Origin of the sequence: Agarivorans sp. Toyoura001, from assembly GCF_005405585.1 — a bacterium.
Taxonomy (GTDB): Bacteria; Pseudomonadota; Gammaproteobacteria; order Enterobacterales; family Celerinatantimonadaceae; genus Agarivorans.
The window spans coordinates 1-23035 of record NZ_BJEQ01000009.1 but is presented as its reverse complement, the minus strand read 5'-3'; the positions used below and the strand labels follow the sequence as shown (position 1 = coordinate 23035).

Below are 23035 nucleotides of genomic sequence, written 5' to 3'. Positions count from 1 at the left end.
GTTAAAAAGTAAAGGCTAGCCGAAGCTAGCCTTAAACAATTAACAGCCAGTTACAACTGATACAGTTTGAGCAGAGCTCGTGCTATCTGCAATCGTATATTGAACTTCACAAGCACCAGAAGAAGCAGTAAAGCCCGCCGGAGTAATAGTTGCACCAGCACCAGAAGTAGTAACAGTCCATTCAGCAGTACTAAGATCTAGCCAACCATCGAGTTGATCTGAACCAAATGCAGCTACATTAGGGTAACCAAGAGTCGTTGAAACATCAGTGCTATTTGCTCCTGATACATCACCAGAACTTGCTTCAATACCAGCAATTGCCGCTTTACTATAAATCAAATTGGCTCCGCCTTTAACTGCTCCTTCCAAGCCTTTCACAGTTGAAGCGCGAGCATCAGTTTGTAAGTTTAAAAACTTAGGTGCTGCAGTCACAGCCAAAATACCTAAGATGATAATAACAATCACCAATTCAATTAGCGTAAAACCTTGCTGTTTAGTTGTTTTCATTTCTATATCCTTAGAAAATTATTGATTTATAAATCGTTAGTTAGAAATATTTGTAAAAACTCGCCCAGCGGCGGGTTGGTACGTAAAGTTATTAAAAGAGCCTTCGTCGTTGCCAGGATCAACGTAAGACCCATCGCTATTTTTTGCCAAGGAGTTAACTTGGTAGAAAATACATCTGGTCGCTTCAGCAGCGCCGGTCACCGTGGTGTAATATTTAAAATAATCGCCTTGATCGGCAACTTCAGCAAAGGTGCTGGTCGCTCGAGCCGGGTTTTGTAAAATAGCGTCCCATACTTTTAGGCACTTTTCGCCGCTAAGCGAGCCAGGATCTACTTCTTCATCATCACTGGTTACAGGGTAACCAGGCGCAACACTACCGTTAGATATTTGAGCAGCAGTAGGAGTTGTTAAATACACCTTCTGAGTATCGTAAATAACGGCATTCTTACCGTTTTCACTCGGTCGACCTTCAGCTTCCCATTGTGCTCTCGCTAAAGAAACACCTGTAGCAAATCCACCCGCTACGCCCTCAAGGCTGGCTACCTTAGCTTCTTCTGTTACATCCAAAAATCGTGGTAATGCAGTAACAGCGAGGATCCCCAACACCACAATAACAATCACCAACTCGATCAATGAGAAGCCGACTTGCCTGTATTTGTTAGCACTTAGGCTAGGATAAATTGTCACTTGTTAGTTACTCCTCAAATCAGCTTTACAGCCATTCCTTTGTAATCGAACCTTGTTGCGGGCTGTACACCATCACCGCTAACTGCTCAAAGGTAAAATAACAGCGCCGCTGTAAAAATTCAGCATCACTTGCCTTCCCTTCAAAACTCAACTCAACACCCACTAATTGCTGCCATAAGACCAAGCAATCTTGTCGATTGCCAACGTCTGGCCAACCAGATTTAGTCATTTTAAGCGTGATCGGTTCTAGTGCCTTTTGTTCACCGGTTAAACTATCGAGTTGATAAAGATTTACCTCTAAGAACTCGGGTCTAAATCTGGCTATCCATAAACCGTGAACTTGCGCCAACTGGTTAACCCAAGTTTGAGTATATTCTTCTACAACTTGCTGCTCTGCTTGCTCAATTGTCCTAACAAAGCTAATTAAAAGCAATAATACGACTAATAAAACTATGCAGAATGTCACAATCCAGCTGAAGCGAGAACGGTTATTCTCCAGTAAATCTTGCCGATTCACTTAACCACCTCGAACTGCACGCATCATGTCCCACATTGGCGTAAAGATACCCAAAGCAAGAATTAGCACCATACCTGCGACCACGCTAATGAGTATTGGTTCAATTCGCGCGGTTAAACTCTTTAAATCATAGTCCACTTCACGCTCATAAAACTCAGCAGCTTCGGTCAGCAATTCATCCACTTGGCCGGTTTCTTCACCCACCGAGATCATCTGTAATACCAAGGGCGTAAACAACTCACTAGCGATGGCATTGCGCAATAAGCTCTCTCCGCGTTCAATACCTCGGCGCATCTCTACAATACGCTCTGCCATAAAGGCATTGTCTACCGCACTGGCCACTAGTGATAAAGCTTGATTTAACGGAACGCCTGCGCCCAACATCATGGCAAAACTACGAGAAAAACGCGCTAATAAAGAACGTTCAATCACCGAGCCAACCACCGGTAAACGCAAGCGGGTTTTATCCCACAACATTCGCCCCTTGGGAGTGGCTACATACCACCTCACCAAAAACACCGAACCAATTGCTAACACTAATAACAGCGGCCAAAAGTTCACAAAAAAGTTCGACGTTCCTATCAATATTCTGGTGGCTAAGGGTAACTCCACGTTAAATCTACCAAATATTTCAGCAAATTGTGGAATAACAAATATATTCAAAATCACCATGGCGATAACAATCGCCAAAATCACAAAAGTGGGATAACGCATCGCGGTTTTAATCCGCTTTCGAGTATCCATTTCTAATTCTAAGTACTGCGATAACTGCAAAAACGCTTGCTCTAGTTGGCCAGTGTTTTCGCCCACATGCACAATACTTACAAACAACTGTGAGAATACTTTCGGGTATTCCGCCATTGATGTAGATAACGCCCGCCCACTACTTAGCGCATCTGATACCCCCGCCAAGGAACGGCGCAATAGCTTACTGTGGGCCGTTTCGGCCAAGCCATTTATCGCCCGCATAATAGGTATACCAGCTTTGGTTAGCGAGTACATTTGACGAGTGAATACCACCAACTCATCAATTTTAATTCGCCCCTCCCATAAGCTACTGACATCTAAGCTACCAAAACCCTCGCCTTGCACTTTTCCTTCGGCAATTTTAATCGGTGTTAAGCCGCGACGAAGTAAACTTTCTGCAGCCGCATTTTGATTAGCCGCCTCAATATCGCCGTTTATTAGGCGACCTGTGCTATCGCGAACTTGATAGCGAAAAATAGCCATTACACAGACTCTTCCGCTTGATTCACTACACTGCCGTAAACATCAATTTCTTCCACTAAACGCAGCACTTCTTCAATCGAGGTAACACCTTGTTTGGCGTAATCTAAGGCGGCTAAAGAGAGAGGTCTATATTGCTCAGACGCTTTGGCGACCTTGGAAAACTCATCAGGGTCATCACGACGCAAACACTCCATCATTGCTTCGTTTAACTCAAGCATTTCAAATACACCAATTCGACCTTTGTATCCGGTGTAATTACAGGTTTGACAACCTCGGCCTTTAAAGAAAACTTGCTGACTTAAATCTTGGCTACTGATGTGCTCTAGCCAAACTTTTTCTTCTAGCGTGGCAGCTTGCTCTTGTTTGCAGTTGTCACATAAACGACGAACTAAACGTTGAGCAAGAATGGTTCTTAAGGAGCTTGCTACCAAATAGCCCGCTGCGCCCATATCAATTAAACGCAGGGCACTAGTAATGGCATCATTAGTGTGCAGAGTGGTAAGCACCAAGTGACCGGTTAAAGCGCCACGCAAACCAATCTCTACGGTTTCTTGGTCACGCATCTCGCCCACCAGCAAAATATCGGGATCTTGACGCAAAGTTGTCCGTAAAATACTGGAAAAGTCGAGACCAATTTTGGTGTTTACTTGTACTTGGTTAATCCGAGGAAGACGATATTCAACCGGGTCTTCTACGGTAATAATTTTTGATTCTGGCTGATTAAGCTCACTTAAGGACCCGTACAAAGTGGTGGTTTTACCACTACCGGTTGGCCCCGTTACCACGATCATGCCATGAGGGCGATGCAATTGGCGGCGGAAACGTTCCATGATGTCGGGCGGCATACCGGTTTGCTCTAAGGACAAAATACCCGCAGACTGATCGAGCAAACGCATTACTACTGATTCACCAGCCTGAATAGGCATGGTAGATAAACGTACATCGATAGAATGGCCACGTACTTTAATATTAAAGCGGCCATCTTGTGGTAAACGTTTCTCAGAAATATCTAGCCCAGACATCAACTTCAAACGCAGCACCATGGCCGAGGCAATTTGCACTTCGTTTAATACACTTTCTTGTAGTACACCATCTACCCGTTGGCGGATCCGTAATACCTTGTCGTCTGGCTCAATATGAATATCTGACGCGCCAACTTGTACCGCATCTTCAAACAAAGATTGCAGCAACTTAACCACGGTAGTTTCGTTACTTTCGTCGTTGGCAGTCGCCAGACCAATATCAAATTCATCGGCGCTGGCATACTCTTCTTTTAGCTCTTGGGCAAAACCTTCAATTTCTCGCGTACGGCGATAGAAGCGGTCAAAAGCTTCTACCACTTGTGATTCACGAGCTACTACATATTTAAGCTGACTTGGCGCTAACAACCCGGCTAAGGTATCAATAGCCGAGAGATCGGCGGGGTCAGAAATGGCGACAGTAAGTACGTCTCCATCTTTATGAATTACCAAAGCTCGTAAGCGTCGAGCATGAACTTCACCCAACATAACAACGGCATTAGCATCGACAGAGGCCTGAGCTAAATCGACAAAAGGAATGCCGAGTTGGCGAGCCAAAAACTCCAGTAACTGCACTTCGGCAATAACCCCAAGTTCAATTAATGTCGCGCCTAACTTTCGCCCGGTTTGCTTTTGTTGAGCCAATGCGCTCATTAACTCAGCTTCACTAATAACTTGCTCACTTACAAGCAAGTCACCTAAACGCATTCGTAATTTGGGTTGCGCCATGTTTATTGCTCCAACTGTCGAATACGGTTTGCGACAAAATCGCGTGAATGACTAGAAAGCTGTCCCATCAGTTCCGCTTGGCGATAGGCGGCTAACGCCTCGTTGTAATGAGTTAACTTGTCGTTGGCAATGGCATAACCCATCCACCAGCGCGCGCGGCTCGGCTCATGCTTCACCAGTTTTTGATAAGCACTTAAGGCCAGATCTTGTTTGTTCAGGTTTTGCGCTAGGCCGGCTAACATGGCGTAGTAATCTACATTGCCACTCACCTCAGGCTCGGCACTCTCTAAATAGTAAATGGCTTGCGGCAGATTTTCTTGTTGCACAAAGATACGCGCTAACATTACTCTAAATGAACCACGCAATGGGCTAAGTTGAACCCCCTCTTCTAACAAGTTCACTGCGGCACTTGCGTTGCCACGGCCAAACTCTAAGGCGGCTAATTGCTCTCTCACTTCATGTGCTTGATGATCGAGCTGTAAAGCTTTATTAAACTCTAAGCGCGCTTCTACTAATTGATTTTTGTCTAATGCTTGAAAACCGCGCCGAGTGTACAAGGCAACTTGTTGTTCTCGATTAAGTTTCAGAGGTTTTATTTCCAAGCTCGACTCGTCGCTTTCTACATTCTTAGAAAGCGGAGCTTGACGCTCTACTGTTTCTAAATCTAAAGGTTTGTTAGCTTCAGGCTCACTCTCAACTCTAGCTTCAACGACCTTATCTGTAGTAATGACAACATTTGATGTCGCTATTTTTTCTGGCTCAGCTTCAATGATGGGACTTGGTAGCGTCTGCTCAACGTCTGATTTGGGATCTGGAGTCGCAACCAACTCCAACTCAGTAGTTGTCTTCGGTGGTAAGTCCTTATTGCTCAAGGTATCCGCTGGTTCTACTATCAGCTCAGCACTGCTTGTAGGCTCGTTTAATTCAACGTCTATCGCGGCAGCTACAGCTTGAAGCTGTTCAGTCTCGGGAGAAATGGAGAGCGAACTATTGTTCGTTGCTTCCGTCACTACTTCAACGTCACTTTTTAACTCTAAGTTAGCAAAATAGCGAAGTGCCAACCAAGCGGAAATCATTAATGCAATCAGCACTAAACCCATAAGGATGTAGGCTCTAGCACTGCGGCCTGACTCTTCCACCAGTGGCGCCATACTTTGCGGGTTAGTTTGCTGACGCTTATCTAAATCTTTCAGCATTTGATTGATAACACTCATCGTAGTGCCCCCCACCAAATAACCAAACCAAGCAAGAAACAAGCGGAGAAACCCAATACCAACAATGCGGTTTTAGCTGCTGGTAACGCCGCATCCTCGGTATCTTGTACGGCGGTTTTCACCATATTTACACTAACTTGTTGAGCACCTTGGCCGTAACACAGCATCAATACCTTGTGTGCTAATATATTGATTAAACGAGGAATTCCGCGGCTTGCCCGAGTTAGTAGCTTTAATGACCCTGCAGTAAACAACGGCCCACCACGGTAACCACTTAAATGTAAGCGATGCTGAATGTAACTAGCCACCTCATCCTTTTCTAAGGCGCGTAAACGGTACGAGAATGTGATGCGTTGGCGTAATTGGCGAAGTTGCTGGCTGGCTAAGCGCTCATCTAGCTCAGGTTGGCCAAACAAGACTACGTGTAATAATTTACGCTGCTCTGTTTCTAGATTTCCAAGCAGCCGAATCACTTCTAAAGCTTCGTCACTTAAGGCCTGAGCTTCATCAATCAATAGTACAACTGGTCGCTGTTGACTGGCTAATTCAATTAAGCAGTGATGAATCTGTTCCAATAAACTATGCGAAGAGGCACTTGGGTCGACCTTCAAGCCCAATTCGTTGGCTAATGCGGCATGGATTTGCTCGGCAGATAAACAAGGATTAGGCAAGTAAGCAAACTGGTACTCATCGCTCATTTCATTAAGCAATTTGCGACAAAGCAACGTTTTACCGGTACCCACTTCGCCACTGACTTTAATAAAACCTTCGCCAGATTTAAGCGCAGTTTGCAGTACCTGTATCGCCTCGTCATGAGGTAATAAAGCCTGATACAAACCCGTGTTCGGCGTTAAACCAAACGGTGCTTGCGAAAGTCCAAAATGTTCCAGATATACTGCCACTTATGCCGCCTAGTTTTCTTCTGGATACCAAGTGTTCAGCAAATCCTGAGACTTCTGTAGCTCAATTTGCCAAGTATCTTCGGTCACCACAGTAGGCTGAATCAAAATTACTAATTCGGTTTTTTTGCTCGATATCGCTTTGTTGGTAAACAACTCGCCCAAGCCAGGAATAGAGCCAATAAACGGCACTTTAGAAATAATCTCTTCCTGTTTGGAGCTCATCAAACCACCAATCACTACCACATCACCAGAGTTCGCTTTAATAACCGTATCAGTTTCACGAATGTCACTTTGGGCTAAGGGCAAATCAAGTTGCTCACTAGAGCTACCAAAGCTAATCACTTTGCGTTGCTCTTTAACTTCTGTCACTGAGGGGTGAACGTGCAGTAGCACTTGCCCGTTATCGTCAATTTGTGGAGTAACATCTAAAGCAACACCCGAGAAAAATGGTGTTAACTCTACGCTGGGGTTGGTCACTGGGTTGGTGCCCGAGATAGTAGTATTTGATACGTCAGTAACAAAGTACTCGTCGGTACCCACTTTAATAACAGCTTTTTGGTTATTTGACGCCGTAATGCGCGGGCTAGACAATACATTCACATCACCTTGAGTTTGCAACAAACTCACCACCGCTTGAAAATTACCATCGGTAACGGTTAGCGCACCACCGCCCCCTAATATTGCACTAATCGCATCACCAGGAATTTGCGAGGTATTGTTAAACAATACTTCTGTTGAGCCAATCACATCACCGGCGTTGGTCCAATCAATACCTTGTTGGTAACCATCACTTAAGGTGACTTCAATGATCTTGGCTTCTAAAATCACTTGACGCTGTAAGTTCCTTTCAGACTTAGCCAAAAAGGTTTTAATGGTACGAATTTCATCTGGAAAAGCACGTACAGTAACTAAACCAGCTTGTGGGCTAACAACCACCATGCGGCCGTCATTGGCGTAAGAGGTATCGTTGCCACGATCTCGACGCATACTAATGCCGATCATGCCGCGTAAGGTTTCTTCAAGCTCATACCAGAAACGCGTTTCAGTCGCAGACTCAATTTTAGTGCCGTTAAAACTGTCACTCCGATTAGAATTACGGCTGCTGTTATTGTTGTTACTGGAGTTATTACTAGATGAGTTATTCGACGAATTATTGCTCGAGCTATTATTATCGCTATCACCACCGGTGATACCACCCGAATTAATGCGGGTACGGGTATAGCCATAACGCTCTAACATTAAGTAGTTAAGTGGAATAGTTTCAATACGCATTCCCGCAGGGTAAACATGTAATATTTTACCGCTACGTTTAACGTCGTAACCATACATATCAGACACCACATCAATGGCTTCTTTTAAGGTCACTTCTTTAAGTTTTAAGGTAATTTTACCCTCTACGCCTGGGTGCATCGCTACGCTAAGAGGAGAGCCTTTAATCAAAGCAGGGAAGAAGGTTTTTGCGTCTACATTACGCGCATTTACGTCAAAGCGATGCTCAACCTGAAGCAAGTCGCCCTGCTGCAAGCCAAGTTCTGGCATTAGCTCTGCTTGCACTTCTGCGGGTAACTCTGGCGCTTTTATCGTAGACGGCACTGGTTTTTGCGCTTCAGAGATAGCTTGCTTAGCTTCTACAGGATCAGGCCTAGAGGTGGACTGGCAAGCACTTACCAATACAACGACACAGCCAATAAAAATCCGTTTGATATACATGTATTACTGCCCCTGCCCAGTGACGCGTTTCACTGACACCTTGTCTAATTGAATTCGATACTGCTTATTTGCTCGTGTTAACACTACGTAATCTTGATGCACACGGCTCAAGGTGTAACCTGATATTGATTGTTTTACGCCCACAAAGCGCTGATTAAGAATCGCCCCTGGCTCTTTCCCACCAACAATAATCGCTTGGATACTGGGTAAAGATACCTGCTTGGCGGCACTACTCGTGCTACTGCGACTATTAGGTGGCGCTGTAGGATCACTTAGCGGCGTAGCCAACACACTACTGGTAAGCACTCCACATGAGAGCATTAACGCTAAAAAATACTTAGCCACTAATAAAATCCTTATTGGTGCTTAAGGTATAGATATCGATAGTGATATCGGCTCTTGGGTACTCAAGCACTTGGTAATCGATAAGTTGCCACAGGAATCGCTGCGGTAACTCTTCAACTACCTGCAAATACTTAACTAAAGGAAAATAGCCACCATTAAGTTTTAATCGAATACCGTGGCGATAAAAATTAAGGCTATCGGCGCTGCTTTCTGCACTACTCAATATCGCTTCAGGTGCTAAAGAATCCATAGAGACCAGCATCAAACCGTCACTTTTTTGCAGCAGTTTCTCCAATACTTCGGTCATCTGCTCAACAGGGATCAAGCCCGCCTGCTGTAGCTCTAGTTTTTTATCTACTTGTTCTAGCTGAGTGTGTAACTGTAACAACTCAGCTTTAATGTCTTTATTAGGATCTTCGCGCAGTTTTATTTTACTGAATTCAATTAAATCGGCATTTTCAGCGTATTTGCGCGTCGCTTCTGCTAACTCTGTTTCAGCTTTATTTTGCTTAATACTGGCGGGTTCTATCCACAAGTAATAACTCGGTAATATAATAACCAACAAGCCGGTAACAAGAATCAATAGGCGTTCTCGTAAACTAAGACCTGCGAAGGTAGCTTGCCACTGTTGCCACTGCTCACTCATTTGAGGCTCCTAATATGCTTTCGCTCTTAGTTGAACCACTTAAACTAAAGTGCAGTTGCTGGTCTTCATCTCTAAATATCTTCAAGCCAGCGAACTGTTGCTGAGACAAATCGGGGTAGGCCTTAAACTGCTTAAGCCATTTAGGCACCGCATCACTGCTGGTTGATTGCCCCGCTAAGGCCATACGACCACGCTGAATATTTATTTCAGTCAGCCATATTTGGCTATCTTCAATAGACGCCAAAGCATTAAGCGATGAAGAAAAGCCGCTGTTTGCATAACCATGTCCTTTAAGGCGCTGGTCTAACAATTGTTTCAATGTTAGCTCTTGTTGCACCAGGCTAACTTCACGCTGCAATCTTGGGTCTAAAGCGCGCTGCTCGATAGCGGCTTTTAGTTTATTAAGCTGTTGCTCTTGTTGATTAAGTAATTGGCGTTGAGCACTCGAGCTTACAACAGCGGCATTGGTTTGCTGCTGCTGCCAAAATCCCCAGACCAAAGCTAACACGCCAACAATTCCCCAAGATATCACCGCTTGCCTTAGTGAACCTCGTTCTGGCTTTGGACGAAACTCCTCAACATAAAGGTTAATTCTCGTTTTCACGACAACACCCCTTCTTGTAAAGCAGCCAAGGCTGGCAAGTGATAATAGTACTCACTACTTTCAATCGACGAGAGTTCTAATAAATTAACTTTTGGGGTTAGATTTTGCTGCAACTGGCGAGCAATTTCATCACAAAAACGGCTAGGAATCGCCAACTGAATAACGCTAACTTCTGGCAACTTTAGAGTGGCGCTAATGTAGTCTATTGAACGTTGTAGCTCTAAGCTCAAGCTATCAAAGAAAGATTGGGTAAATTCAATTTCTTGCATCTGACCCAACGCAGAAAAGGCACGTAGCTGACGAGTAAAAGATACTTGCCCTTGGCGAACCACAATAAGTTCTAAGTCACCACCTTTGGGCTGCCATAACAACATTTGGCAACGCTCATTCGCTTCAAGAAAATTAATCGCAGCGAGGCTTTCAATAGTGATGCCTTCAATGGTTAAATCTTGCTGATTCGCCATATTCACCAGCTGCTGAATAATAGGTTTACGAACACACACTACATTGAGCTTTTCACTGGCCATTGGCGCGGCTGGCGCTTCGTAATAATCAACCGCTAAATCTAAGACCTGCTCTGCCACCATGTCTTTAATGGTCCACGGCACAGCCCCCGCCAACTCTTCATCGGCGACTTTGGGTTTTTCTACCTGAAACTGTTGATAATGCGCATTACCTAGAACAAAAACAATTTGATGGTCGGCACCGAGTTGTGCCTCTTTACATAATGATGCTAACGCTTCTGGCCATTGCTCGATAGAGCTAACCGACTTCTCAAAGGTTTGCTGTTGGTGATCGGCTAAAACCACAAGATCTGAGCGCAAATAGGCACTGCAACGAGTCTTCGCTGTATTTCTTCGCCAAAACGCTAAACCCATCCCTTTTCCTTTGAGTAATCCATGTAAAATCTACACAAGTAGTCTAAACTTTTCTGTTATTTTTTAAAGCATTGGCCGACAAATATGTGCTAATTCTCAAGATTAACGGCGGTATATCTAGTAACTGTAGATTAGACACTCAAATAACTCATGCTTTTCTCACCAAAACGCCACCCTAAGATGATTTAAATGGGCTCTGGCTTGCTAAATAAGAAACCTTGCCCGTAGTGCACACCTAAACGCTGCAAAACACGCCATTCTTCGTTGCGCTCTACGCCTACAGCAATAACCTCTACGCGGTCAGAACAACTGGCCACTAATGAGCTCACTGCGAGCTGGTTAACTTGTCGAATCTGAATGTCTCGCACTAAGCTAGTATGCAGCTTCAAATATTCAAGCTTTAACTCGCTAATGTATTGAGTACTCACCACCCGCTGCCCCGCTCGCTCTACCGCTAACTTAATGCCTTTTTTATTCAGTGCTTTTAAACGTAGCATTTCGGTGTCATTTAACTGCGATAACTGTATCTCGGGAAACTCTAAGACTAGTTTCTTACACTCTTTGTAAGGCACAGAGAAAACCCACTGCAGCAATTCACGCATCACCGACTGCTTTATTACCGTCGCAATATTCAAGTTAACACTGATAGGCTGGCGAGTGTATTTCACGTACTTCATGGCAAATGTTAAGGCATGCTCATCAAAACTTGCCTGTAAGCCGCTTTTCTCCGCCCAAGGCAAAAATACGCCAGCGTTTATCACTTCGCCTTGGTAGTCGGTAATTCTGGCTAATAATTCGCGATAACAAACCCGACCATCTTCATCAACAACATCTTGCTGATAATAATGCAGCCCTTCATTGCTTAATACATGCTGCAACAGGGTACGCCAGCGAACCGAACCCTTTCCGGTTTGGGTTGAACTTAATTCGCGAGGTACCACATACCACCCATTGTGGCGCTGCATTTGGGCAACACGCAATGCGTCTTCGGCTTGCTCAATCACTAATTGCGCGCTGTCACCATATTGATAACCTGCAATACCAATGTAGAAAAAGTCATCTTCGTCCGCCACTTCTGGCAAAGAAATGCGCTCTAGCAGCTTGAGAATGCCCGCAGCTGTATCTTCAGCTTCATCTAAAGTGGAAAGCGGCATTAACAAAGCAAAGGCATCACCACTGAAGCGAGCTAAGTTCACATCTATGTTGCGGCGCGTGTACTGCTTTAATGCATCGGCACTTTGCTGCAAAATAGCATCGCCTTCGTTACGGGCGTACTGGTAATTAACGTCATCCATGCCCCGCAAATAAACCAAAAGCACCGCGCCGGTGTGTGCGTCTGCATCACCAATTTCCGCTTCTAACTGATTATAGAAATGGGTGCGGTTTGACAACTGAGTGAGCTCATCGACAAAGGCGTGATTACGAATAATACAGTCAAACCGGCTACGTTCTTGGCGTGCTTCAAGTAATTGAGTAATAAGTTGTTCAATGGCTTTACTGGCCGCATTAGGCCATTCCTTGGGACTACCCACTTGTACGTCGCGCAATCGCCCCGCCAATATTTGGTTACCGCGCGTTTGCAGTAACTCTGCACCGAACATAATCTTTTTAAGCCAGCGGAACACCGCAATTAAGCTGAGTGCAACAATCAATACGCCGCCACCAATGCCCAACATGGCTTCGGGTTCGTAGGTAAGCTGTTTGAATGGTCGCTCTACCCAAATTTGAATCACAAAATCAGGATGAGCCATTAAGGGGTAACGGTAAGACACCAAGCTATTGCTATTGCCGGTATAATTGAGTTCGCGAAAGGTATAAATCACCCCTCCACGGTTAGACACTTCTAATACTTGAATATTATGGGCCCGCAGCCAGTTAGGCAGCCATTGGGCAAACTCGGGTGTTTCTGGTTGAACACTCAACTGGCCATCGATTACCTCAACTACCGAGCGCAACTGGTGCTGCTGCTGATTGAAGGCAAGTTGTCGGAAGGTTAATGCTCCACCTAGCAATACAAGCAGTACCGCGACTACTACGCAACTAATGGTAAATACAATGATCCGACTAGAGAATTTCATGCAAGGTGTTCCTCACCATCAAGCGCAACGGGCCCTACCATCCTTTGGTTTAGCCATCGCTTGAGTATATCAGTAATTATCGAAATGCTTGGAATCAATACAAAAAAAGACCAGCCTAAGCTGGTCTTTAACTCGACATTTCAAAAAGATTTATGGTCGAAGCATTCTCTCGCCGCGGCTCATGCCACAAACACCACTTCGCACTACTTCCAAAATCTCGGTTGATTGCGCTAAGGTTTTGACACAAGCATCCAGTTTGGCGCTATCGCCACTTAATTGCATGATATACATGCTTGGCGTTACATCAACGATTTGACCGCGGAAAATATCACAAGTTCGCATCACTTCTTCGCGGATTGCTCCAGCCGCACGAACTTTAACCAACATTATCTCACGCTCAACATGCTCAGCTTCGGTTAACTCCGATACTTTAAGCACATCAACCAGCTTGTTTAGCTGCTTGGTGATTTGCTCAATGGTATTTTCATCGCCGTAAGTGCAAATGCTCATACGTGAAAGAGTTGGATCTTCTGTGGTAGACACGGTTAATGAATCAATGTTAAAACCGCGCTGCGAGAACAAGCCAGTAACACGAGACAGAGCACCAGCTTCGTTTTCTAATAAAACTGAAATAATTCGGCGCATTATGTTCTCTCCGTTTTACTTAGCCACATGTCTTTCATCGCTTCGGTTTTTATTTGCATTGGATAAACGTGTTCTTCAGGGTCAACCATGATGTCCATAAACACCACTCGGTCTTTCATTGAGAAGGCTTTTTCCATGGCTGCATCTAGCTCATCAGGGTGATTCACTTGCATACCTACATGGCCGTAAGCTTCAGCCAATTTCACAAAGTCAGGCACGGAATCCATGTAAGAATGAGATTGGCGACCATCGTAGAACATCTTCTGCCACTGTTTAACCATGCCTAACGAGCGGTTGTTCAAAGAAACAATCACCACTGGCACGTTATATTGCAAGCAAGTCGACAACTCTTGAATGTTCATTTGAATAGAACCATCACCTGTTACACAGGCCACGGTAGCATCAGGGAAGGCAAACTTAACCCCCATAGCCGCGGGGAAACCAAAGCCCATGGTGCCTAAACCACCAGAGTTAATCCAACGCCGTGGCTTATCAAAAGGATAATACAAGGCGGCGAACATTTGGTGCTGACCAACATCAGAGGTGACATAAGCATCACCTTTGGTAACGCGGTACATTGATTCAATCACCTGCTGAGGTTTAATCAATGTATCGCTTTTTGCATAGTCTAAACACTTGCGGCTGCGCCATTCGTCTACCTGAGCCCACCACGCTTTCAAGCTGTCGGCTTCGTTCTTAATGCCTGTTTCTTCAATACATTCCAGCATTTGGTCAATCACTGAATCAACAGAACCGACGATAGGGATATCGGCACGAATTGTTTTTGATATGGAGGTTGGATCAATATCAATGTGTAAAATAGTCGCGTTAGGGCAGAACTTTTTCACATTGTTCGTGACGCGGTCATCAAAGCGCGCACCCACCGCAAAAATCACGTCGGCATTATGCATCGACATATTGGCTTCATAGGTGCCGTGCATACCAAGCATGCCCACAAAGCGAGGGTCGGTGGAGGCAAATGCCCCTAAACCCATCAGGGTTGAGGTAACTGGCATATTAAACAAATCAACCAGCTTGCTAATTTGCTCGCCAGCTTCAGCCATAATCGCGCCGCCACCAATGTACAGCACTGGACGTTCGGCAGCAGCTAAGGCTTTAACTGCCTTTTTAATCTGACCTTTATGACCAGTTAACGTAGGGTTATACGACCGCATGTTAACCGATTTTGGATATTCGTAAGGGAACTTAAGCAGCGGATTCTGCACGTCCTTTGGTAAATCAATAACAACCGGACCCGGACGCCCTGTAGAGGCAATGTAATAAGCCTTTTTAATCGCGGCAGGGATCTCTTCGGCTTTTTTTACTAAAAAGCTGTGTTTAACCACTGGACGAGAAACACCGATCATATCGGTTTCTTGGAAGGCATCTTGGCCTATCAAACCAGTAGGCACTTGGCCGGATAACACCACCAAAGGGATTGAATCCATATAGGCGGTAGCGATACCGGTGATCGTGTTTGTAGCACCGGGACCAGAGGTCACCAATACAGTACCTACTTCGCCAGTTGCGCGCGCATAGCCGTCGGCCATATGTACAGCGGCTTGCTCATGTCTAACCAAAACATGCTCAATATCACTGCTGTCAAATAGCGCATCGTAGACATCTAATACTGAGCCGCCAGGGTAACCAAAAATATGTTTAACACCCTGGTCCTGCAAACAGCGGATGACCATTTCGGCGCCGGATAACTTCTCCATGTTCAAGCCTCCAGGCTTTATTTATTTTAATTGTTGGGGATAACTCTTGTTATGTTGCGGGAAATTGGACTTATAATCCTGTCTTCCAAGGCTAGCACTTTAACGTTTCTTGCCCCCTAGCGTCTACGCTTTTGTCTAGTCTTTCTGCTCTTTTAAGCAGCTCATCCTATAAAAAATCTCAAGCAGGATAGAGCTTCAACAGACTATTCTCCCAAACAAACAATAAAAAACCGGATGATAAATAGATATCACCCGGTCACTTAGCGCTACACACAAGCATCATTATCACTTAATAGAATCATGCTCTTCTGTTAGCCAAATCTGTTGTTCTGGATCGGCATCTTCACTTAGCGAGATGCTTACTCCCATATCGTATAATTCTTGTAAGGTCATGTTATTGGCTAAGTCCATGACCTGGCCGTCTTCATTAGTAAAACGCATACTCGCTCCTTGTAGGCTCATCCCGACACTTTAATTTTAGTCAAAGATTCGGCGCTTGGGGCTCGGTCACTCATGATATTCGCCATGAGCAACTGGCTAGCCGCAGGGTAGCTCACTTGCTGCCACATATCTTTAGCCATTGCTTCAAGGTTTTGCCACTGGTCTTTCTTGATATAAGTCGCCAGCAACTCGGCAACATTGGGGTAATAAACCGGCTCAGCTTGGTCCATCTGTAACCATGAATCCAACTGATAAGGTTCTAAGCTCTCGGCCACATGGGCTAAACCTAAGCTTTGCAGGGTATAGGCATTGGTCACTTGCTCGAATTGGCCAAACAGCGGTTTAACTAGCAATTTTTTGCCTGCAGCCATTGCTTCTGAAGGTAACTCAAAACCGGCATTACAAAACACCCCAGCACATGCGCGAAGATTGTCTAAAAACTCGTTGCGACTTATTGGCTGTAGCTGAATATTTCCATCCGATACTGGATGCTTTATCTCAGGATGAAAACACACAAATTGATGGCCAGTAAATCGCTTCAACAAGGGCAAAATTTGATGCAAATACTCAAACGGTAAATACACTAAAATTTTCCCGTTATTGCTAATGTTTTCTAACGCTTCCACCAGTGGTGGCACAATGGTCTGCTTAAAATCGGCCCAATGCACACCCAGATTGTATTTGCAGGGCGCAAAGTTGCGAACTAAACGACGATTCCAAAAGCCCATTTCTTTAGTAGGAATATCATGCAAGAACGCAGCTTGGTGAGAAATAGAAAGGCTATCTACACCTTGTTGCTTAGCGGCCCATGCACTTACTGGTTCAAAATCGTTAATCAATAGATCGTAAGATGACAAATCGAGCGCTTTCACATCTTGGGCAAACTGCCTTAATGACAAATCGTGAAACGTCGCCCATTTGTTCACACGCCCACCTTTATGGTGAAAGCTCACTCCCTTCACCTTACGATAGCGACCAAACTCAGGAACATCTGGCATTTCACCTTCGCGACCTGACATAAGTACATCAACCTGTATACCTTGTTGCTTTAAGGCCGAGCAAAGCAAACGCGCACGAGTAATATGGCCATTACCTGTACCTTGAACACCGTAAAGAATTCGCATTTTTCTTAACCTAATTGATGCTGTAAACGATAAACAAACCTAAACTTGCTCCGGCGATAACATCACTAATGAAATGCACACCAAGCAATACTCGCGAGCAAGCCACTAAGCTTGCCCAGGTAAATGCAATACCAGACCAGCTGGGAAAAATTTGGGCGATACTTCCGGCCATGACAAAGGCGCCAGCACTGTGTCCAGATGGAAAGCTAAAGCGATCAGAAGGGCAGATAAATACCGGTAGTGACTTGGGGCGGTCTCGGCGAAACACTTGCTTCAGCACCAAGTAGCACATCAGCTCAATAACAAAGGCAGGTAAAGCAATGCTCAAAAATGAGCCGGCAAATGGAGTGAATGCGATAATCCCGCCAAATAAGGCGTAGTAATAACCATCGCCGGAATGAGAGACCACCCGCGCCGCCTTAGCCACTTGCGCATTAAAGCGGTGGCCTAAACATGTAGCGGATATTGCATAATCCCACTGGCTCAATCGTTGTAACATACCAAGCTCCTTCCTGTGCTTTTCCACAGACTGGATAATTTGCTTTACCGCTAAATGAAGGTAACTTGACAAAACCATGACAATGTTCAGCTTAGTGATAACTTACACACTGAGAAGAACCTTACGAAGTAGGTGGATTAAGGGGACTTAAAGAGTTAATGACTAATGACAGTGTTTTTCCATCAATGTTGAAACAAGGATTCTCCTTGAACAACTTGCTTAGCGATATTGTCATCTAACAACGCGTAAACGCTCATAGTGTGGGCTAATTGATCCGCAGAAATACCTCGCCAAGCGCGTAATGGCGAATAAGGTGCTCTAAATATTGGCTGCATAGCTGCCACCACCTGCTCAGAAAAACGCGGTTGTTTTCGCTTCCCAAGTAAAGGCCCCGGTCGAAAAGCAATAAAGCGTTGGAACCCTAGCTGAGCCAGTTGGTTTTCAAGTTCGCCCTTCAGCCGCAAATAATGTGACAGTGAATGTGCATTTGCTAGATACGAAGAGATAAGCAAGCAATCGTTAACACCATTGCCTTTGGCCAATGTGGCAAACGCTAACGGTAGCTCCAAATCAATCTTACGCATCGCCGTTTTGCTGCCTGCTTGGCTAAGTGTAGTGCCTAAACAAATAAACAAGCTATCGCCTTTAATGTCTGCTTGCCACTGTGGCATATCAGCAAAATCAACCACGTGCTCGAGCAATTTTTCATCAGACACATTTAAGCTAGAGCGAACAAATACCACTACCTTGTGCCATTGTTCACTAGCCAGAAGTTGCGTCACTAATTGCTGGCCCACCAAACCTGTAGCGCCAATCACAATTGCAGTTTTGGTCACGCTTTATCCCCCTTATTAATTTGTTATTGAGTCACTGGCTCTATTTTTACTTAGCCGTTAAGATGTCAGCTTGCTAAAATAGCCGATATATTGTGCGCCTCGCATTCAATAACTAATAATAAACCTAATCACTATAACGTGCAGTTAGGCAAACACAGATAACATAGACAAGGATTAATGAATGTCTGACCTAGTCAAAATTTTTGATACCACCCTTCGTGACGGTGAACAAGCCTTAGCAGCCAGCTTAACGGTTAAAGAAAAGCTGCAAATTGCATTCGCCTTAGAACGTTTAGGCGTAGACATTATGGAAGTGGGCTTTCCAATTTCTTCTCCTGGCGATTTTGACTCAGTACAAACCATTGCTCGAGAGATTAAAAACTCCACTGTCTGTGCATTATCTCGCGCACTACCAAAAGACATTGATGTAGCCGCCGAGGCACTAAAAGTTGCTGAAGCCTTCCGTATTCATACCTTTATATCTACATCAACCGTGCACGTAGAAAGCAAACTTAAACGTAGCTTTGACGACGTATTGGATATGGCAGTAAAAGCAGTAAAACACGCGCGTAACTATACCAACGACGTTGAATTTTCGTGTGAAGATGCCGGACGCACCCCTATTGATAATCTTTGCCGCATGGTTGAAGCCGCGATTAAAGCCGGCGCTACCACGGTAAATATTCCAGATACCGTTGGTTACACGCTTCCTAGCGAGTTTGGTGGCATTATTAGCAACCTATTTAATCGCGTACCTAATATTGACCAAGCCGTTATATCGGTTCACTGTCACGATGATTTGGGTTTATCGGTAGCTAACTCTATTGCAGCTGTGCAGCAAGGTGCTCGCCAAATAGAATGTACCTTAAACGGGATTGGCGAACGTGCAGGCAACTGCTCACTCGAAGAAGTGGCCATGATCATCAATACTCGTAAAGATCAGCTCGGCGGTTTAACCAGCAATATTAAGTCTCAAGAAATTTACCGCGCGAGTCAGTTAGTCAGTCATTTGTGTAACATGCCAGTACAAGCTAATAAAGCCATCGTTGGCAGCAACGCCTTTTCACACTCTTCAGGCATTCACCAAGATGGCATGTTGAAGAATGAAAATACTTACGAAATCATGACACCCGAGAGTATTGGTTTAAACAAAAACAGCTTAAACCTTACCTCACGCTCTGGTCGCCACGTAATCAAACACCGTATGCAGGAGTTAGGTTACAGCGAAGCTGATTACGACTTAAATGAATTATACGAGAGCTTTTTAGCACTCGCAGATCGTAAAGGCCAAGTCTTTGATTATGACTTAGAAGCCTTAGTATTTTTTAATAACTTACAAGATGAATCTGAGCATTATCGATTAGAGTACTTAAGTGCTCAAAGTGGCTCTGATGTGGTTTCAACCGCTACCGTTAAGCTTATCGCCGGTGAAGAGACAATACTCGAAGCCTCTACCGGGAATGGTCCCATCGATGCAGCCTACCGTTGCCTACGTAAAATAACCGGCTACGATATCAAGATCGACGACTACACTATTGAAGCCGCAGGCGGTGGCACAAGTGCTGCGCAAAAATCAGATATTAAAGATGCACTTGGTAAAGCCGATATTGTTGCAAATTATCAGGGGCGTAAATATCACGGCATGGGCTTAGCCACCGACATTGTAGAAGCTTCGGCTAAAGCCTTTGTTCACGTATTGAATCATATTCATCGCGCGGAACAAGTCGCCAAACAGAAACAATCTAAACTAGGCTAATAGCATTAAATCAGCCGGAGCAACAATGAAAAAAGGATTAATTCACTTACTCATTATCTCCGGCTTACTCAGTGCTTTTGCTGATGCAGAACAGCTCAGTTTTGACAGAAATGCAGGCAATTACAACTACCTCTGGAACGATCAACAAGGTAAGCAACAACAAATAGGCTTTAGCTTACTCAACTATCCACACCACCTCACAAAGTTTACTCAGTATCGCCCTCAACATGCTCAGCAATACGTGCTCTCTCAGCTAAAAAGCAGCCTAAGTAACATAGACCCTAAACAAGCACGAGTAACCTTTAATACTCAAAACGACCAACTCTCTTATCAGCTGCAGGGCAATGACCAAGCACTGTTAAAAGAAATAAATACTCAACTACACCAAGACATTGAGCAGCATTACCAAAACTATTTAAACCAACAATACTTTGTAGAACAACGTACCGTGGATGGTTCAATAGGAATTATGCCAGACCATAACCGTTTGGCTAAAGAGAGCGCCGAATATCTCACAAGTTGGTTAAACAGCAGCTTAAATGCTCTAGGGGACAAGGAAAGTAGCCCTAGGGAAGTCACTAATTATTTACTGGGGTTTGTACAATCTATTCCTTACAACCAACTACGCTCTAAAGACAATCTACGTGGCGCTGGTTACCTCACCCCAATTCAAGTTATTCGTAATAATGTAGGCGACTGCGATAGTAAATCTACTTTGATTGCTAGCGCCCTCAAAACGGCTTTTCCAAGGTTGGATATTGCCATTATTTATGTGCCAAATCATGCTTTGATTGCTTTGGCCATTCCAGCAAGAGCTAGTGATGAAACGGTGGAGATAAGAGGTAAGAAATTTGTACTTGCTGAACCCACTGGGCCAGCGTTGTTTCAATTAGGGAAAGTAGCAAAAAGCAGTTCCCAGTACATCCATTCAGGGCTTTATACCTATCAACGAATAGACTGGGAACCCCCAAAGTTTAAGAGAGTGAAGTAAACTCAACAGCGTAATCAATATCGCCTTCAGCTATACAACGTACCACTTTGCCCTTAGCACTAAAAGGTGCAACACCTTGACCACTTAAGGCGACTTCAACGTCATCGCCTAAGGCCAGTTTTACATCTTTTAAACTAATCCCCATGCCAGTAGCACTTAAGTCTTTACACAAACCCGAATAGCTTTGCTGGCCAACCCAGATACGTAACTCTGCATCAATTAGCATACGGTGAAATGCGCGCTTGTTTTCGTCTCCAATCATCTTTTACCTTCTATAGTTTTTCTTCTGCAAACGAGGCTAAACGGCTCCTCACTACGCCATTTAAGTAAACATTTGCACTTCCTTCAAAATCTTTAAAGCGCTCAACAATGTAAGTTAGCCCTGAGGTCACTGCCGACAAGTAATTGCTGTCAATTTGCGCTAAGTTACCACAGCATACCAATTTGGTTCCTTCACCGCAGCGAGTAATAATGGTTTTGAGCTGGGAAGCTGTTAAATTTTGACACTCATCCAAAAAGACAAAGGAATTTTGAATACTCCGTCCACGCATAAAGTTAACGGATTTGAACTGGATGTTGGCCTTTTCCATAATGTAATTCATTGAGCCTGACATCGATTCATCATGTTTGTGCAGCACTTCCAAAGTATCGGTAATCGCTGCCAGCCAAGGGGCCATTTTCTCTTCTTCTGTACCGGGTAAAAAGCCAATCGATTCAGCGATTTCAGGAGTATTTCGAGTAACAATAATCTTGTCGTAGATCCCTTTCTCTACCACCATCTCTAAAGCAGCAGCCATTGCCAGCAATGTTTTACCACACCCGGCAGGGCCAGTAAGAATGACTAAATCGATACTTGGATCGAGCAAGGCATCAAACGCCATGCCTTGATAGATGTTTTTAGGATGCACCCCCCAAGCATGTTTGGCCATCAGCCGTTCATAACCTAAATCTAGTAGCTCGACCTTTTGCTCATCCTTTTTTACAACTCGCGCAGCAAAACTTTCGGTATCATCCACTATGTATTGATTCACATAACATGGGCCTAGGACCTCAGCATCAATAACATGGTGGGTATCTCGACCTTCAGAGCTGCTTTCACAGTCTTTAACACGCCCCCAAAAGCTACCTTCAAACTCTACAAAGCCCTTAGCTAATAGGCGAATATCATCTATCAATTGATCGGTACGATAGTCTTCAACAAGTTCTAGGCCGGCTCCTTTAGCCTTTAAGCGCATATTAATGTCTTTAGTTACAAGAACCACCTTTCGCGGGGTGTGCTTTGCTTGCAAATAGATAGCCGCATTAATAATACGGTTGTCGGGCTCATCAGCAGTAAAGTTTTGCTGATCTTTTTCTAAGGCGTGATCCGCAAAAATGGCGACTTTACCGCTAACTTGATTATCAGCTTCATTTTTAAGGTTAATACCATTAACAATTTCTTCTGGGGACGCATCGGCAAAGACATCCTCTAGAGAGCGAATAGCTACTCGAGCATCGCGACTTACGTCTTTTTGCCTATCTTTAATTCGGTCTAATTCTTCGAGTACCGTCATCGGGATGACGACATCGTGTTCTTGAAATGAGTAAATAGCGAGGGGTTCGTGCAGCAGCACATTGGTGTCGAGAATGAACAGTTTACTTGGAGCGTTATTTTCCATATTTGCCCTCCATAGGCCAACAGGCGATGTGAGAAGTATTGCAAACGTTCATTCTCAGGCTAAATCATCCTGATCGGCATTACAAACATTTCACCAATTCACTCAGCTAACTGGCCAATAATTGACCACCTGTATTGTTCTTTTTATATCTGAGATATAGATAGAGGATAGATTTAAATCGCAGACAATAAAAAAGCCCGCTCATTGAGCGGGCTTAGTAATAAGAGCCTGGCGGTGGAACAGGGGTGCAGCATAGCTGCTTCCGCTTCGGCCGAAAAAAGCACGCTTTTTCCTGACGGCC

General features: G+C 44.5%; 23 protein-coding genes. 2 read left to right on the top strand and 21 right to left on the bottom strand.

The window, feature by feature from the left end; all coding sequences use genetic code 11:
* Positions 1 to 39 precede the first annotated feature (39 nt).
* From FFR00_RS22025 to FFR00_RS11800, 19 genes are all read right to left on the bottom strand, one after another.
* Positions 40 to 507, bottom strand: coding sequence for a prepilin-type N-terminal cleavage/methylation domain-containing protein (locus FFR00_RS22025; RefSeq protein WP_137673627.1), 468 nt, complete (start codon positions 505 to 507; stop codon positions 40 to 42).
* Positions 508 to 543: 36 nt separating this feature from the next.
* Positions 544 to 1194 carry a Tfp pilus assembly protein FimT/FimU gene (locus FFR00_RS11880; protein ID WP_161985158.1) on the bottom strand — a complete coding sequence of 217 codons (651 nt, stop codon included), beginning with the start codon at positions 1192 to 1194 and terminating at the stop codon, positions 544 to 546.
* A gap of 25 nt (positions 1195 to 1219) precedes the next feature.
* The gene (locus FFR00_RS11875; RefSeq protein WP_137673626.1) at positions 1220 to 1711 is read right to left on the bottom strand and encodes a hypothetical protein; all 492 of its coding nucleotides are present in this window, start codon (positions 1709 to 1711) and stop codon (positions 1220 to 1222) included.
* Positions 1712 to 2941 carry a type II secretion system F family protein gene (locus FFR00_RS11870; protein WP_137673625.1) on the bottom strand — a complete coding sequence of 410 codons (1230 nt, stop codon included), beginning with the start codon at positions 2939 to 2941 and terminating at the stop codon, positions 1712 to 1714.
* Positions 2941 to 4689 carry a GspE/PulE family protein gene (locus FFR00_RS11865; protein ID WP_137673624.1) on the bottom strand — a complete coding sequence of 583 codons (1749 nt, stop codon included), beginning with the start codon at positions 4687 to 4689 and terminating at the stop codon, positions 2941 to 2943. The genes FFR00_RS11870 and FFR00_RS11865 overlap by 1 nt, the downstream gene beginning before the upstream one ends.
* A 2-nt stretch (positions 4690 to 4691) precedes the next feature.
* The gene (locus FFR00_RS11860) at positions 4692 to 5903 is read right to left on the bottom strand and encodes a lipopolysaccharide assembly protein LapB (protein WP_137673623.1); all 1212 of its coding nucleotides are present in this window, start codon (positions 5901 to 5903) and stop codon (positions 4692 to 4694) included.
* Entirely contained in the window at positions 5900 to 6805 is a 906-nt protein-coding gene (locus tag FFR00_RS11855; RefSeq protein ID WP_137673622.1) for an ExeA family protein, read from the bottom strand. Before FFR00_RS11855 ends, FFR00_RS11860 begins: the two co-directional genes overlap by 4 nt.
* Positions 6806 to 6814: 9 nt before the next feature.
* The gene (gene mshL, locus FFR00_RS11850) at positions 6815 to 8515 is read right to left on the bottom strand and encodes a pilus (MSHA type) biogenesis protein MshL (RefSeq protein ID WP_137673621.1); all 1701 of its coding nucleotides are present in this window, start codon (positions 8513 to 8515) and stop codon (positions 6815 to 6817) included.
* A 3-nt stretch (positions 8516 to 8518) separates the two neighbouring features.
* Complete coding sequence (locus FFR00_RS11845; protein ID WP_137673620.1) at positions 8519 to 8860, bottom strand: hypothetical protein; 342 nt, start codon at positions 8858 to 8860, stop codon at positions 8519 to 8521.
* Positions 8853 to 9506, bottom strand: coding sequence for a type II secretion system protein GspM (gene gspM / locus FFR00_RS11840; protein WP_137673619.1), 654 nt, complete (start codon positions 9504 to 9506; stop codon positions 8853 to 8855). The genes FFR00_RS11845 and gspM overlap by 8 nt, the downstream gene beginning before the upstream one ends.
* Positions 9499 to 10110, bottom strand: a complete 612-nt coding sequence (locus tag FFR00_RS11835; protein ID WP_137673618.1) for a PilN domain-containing protein — start codon at positions 10108 to 10110, stop codon at positions 9499 to 9501. The genes gspM and FFR00_RS11835 overlap by 8 nt, the downstream gene beginning before the upstream one ends.
* The gene (locus tag FFR00_RS11830) at positions 10107 to 10988 is read right to left on the bottom strand and encodes an MSHA biogenesis protein MshI (protein ID WP_137673617.1); all 882 of its coding nucleotides are present in this window, start codon (positions 10986 to 10988) and stop codon (positions 10107 to 10109) included. The genes FFR00_RS11835 and FFR00_RS11830 overlap by 4 nt, the downstream gene beginning before the upstream one ends.
* A gap of 185 nt (positions 10989 to 11173) precedes the next feature.
* A complete protein-coding gene (locus tag FFR00_RS11825) occupies positions 11174 to 13066 on the bottom strand; it encodes an EAL domain-containing protein (protein ID WP_137673616.1) in 1893 nt (630 codons plus the stop codon).
* A 150-nt stretch (positions 13067 to 13216) separates the two neighbouring features.
* On the bottom strand, positions 13217 to 13711 hold the full coding sequence (gene ilvN, locus FFR00_RS11820) for an acetolactate synthase small subunit (RefSeq protein WP_137673615.1): 495 nt from the start codon (positions 13709 to 13711) through the stop codon (positions 13217 to 13219).
* On the bottom strand, positions 13711 to 15429 hold the full coding sequence (locus tag FFR00_RS11815) for an acetolactate synthase 3 large subunit (RefSeq protein ID WP_137673614.1): 1719 nt from the start codon (positions 15427 to 15429) through the stop codon (positions 13711 to 13713). Before FFR00_RS11815 ends, ilvN begins: the two co-directional genes overlap by 1 nt.
* Before the next feature lie 285 nt (positions 15430 to 15714).
* Entirely contained in the window at positions 15715 to 15870 is a 156-nt protein-coding gene (locus FFR00_RS21770; protein ID WP_174235948.1) for a hypothetical protein, read from the bottom strand.
* 17 nt (positions 15871 to 15887) lie between these two features.
* Positions 15888 to 16994, bottom strand: a complete 1107-nt coding sequence (locus FFR00_RS11810) for an MJ1255/VC2487 family glycosyltransferase (protein ID WP_137673613.1) — start codon at positions 16992 to 16994, stop codon at positions 15888 to 15890.
* 10 nt (positions 16995 to 17004) lie between these two features.
* Positions 17005 to 17493 (bottom strand): phosphatase PAP2 family protein, encoded by a 489-nt coding sequence (locus FFR00_RS11805; RefSeq protein WP_137673612.1) that lies wholly within the window; start codon positions 17491 to 17493, stop codon positions 17005 to 17007.
* A 182-nt stretch (positions 17494 to 17675) separates the two neighbouring features.
* Positions 17676 to 18329, bottom strand: coding sequence for an NAD(P)H-binding protein (locus tag FFR00_RS11800; protein ID WP_137673611.1), 654 nt, complete (start codon positions 18327 to 18329; stop codon positions 17676 to 17678).
* Positions 18330 to 18510: 181 nt separating this feature from the next.
* On the opposite strand from FFR00_RS11800, the gene leuA reads away from it, so the two are divergent.
* Both leuA and FFR00_RS11790 read left to right on the top strand, forming a co-directional pair.
* Entirely contained in the window at positions 18511 to 20085 is a 1575-nt protein-coding gene (gene leuA, locus FFR00_RS11795; protein ID WP_137673610.1) for a 2-isopropylmalate synthase, read from the top strand.
* Positions 20086 to 20110: 25 nt separating this feature from the next.
* A complete protein-coding gene (locus tag FFR00_RS11790) occupies positions 20111 to 21076 on the top strand; it encodes a hypothetical protein (RefSeq protein WP_137673609.1) in 966 nt (321 codons plus the stop codon).
* Here the strand turns inward: FFR00_RS11790 and FFR00_RS11785 are convergent.
* Together FFR00_RS11785 and FFR00_RS11780 are read right to left on the bottom strand one after the other, a co-directional pair.
* Positions 21060 to 21338, bottom strand: a complete 279-nt coding sequence (locus FFR00_RS11785) for a PilZ domain-containing protein (protein WP_137673608.1) — start codon at positions 21336 to 21338, stop codon at positions 21060 to 21062. The two genes, FFR00_RS11790 and FFR00_RS11785, sit on opposite strands and share 17 nt — an antisense overlap.
* 10 nt (positions 21339 to 21348) lie before the next feature.
* Positions 21349 to 22734: a PhoH family protein gene (locus FFR00_RS11780; protein ID WP_137673607.1), complete on the bottom strand. Its 1386-nt coding sequence runs from the start codon at positions 22732 to 22734 to the stop codon at positions 21349 to 21351.
* Positions 22735 to 23035: the final 301 nt, after the last annotated feature.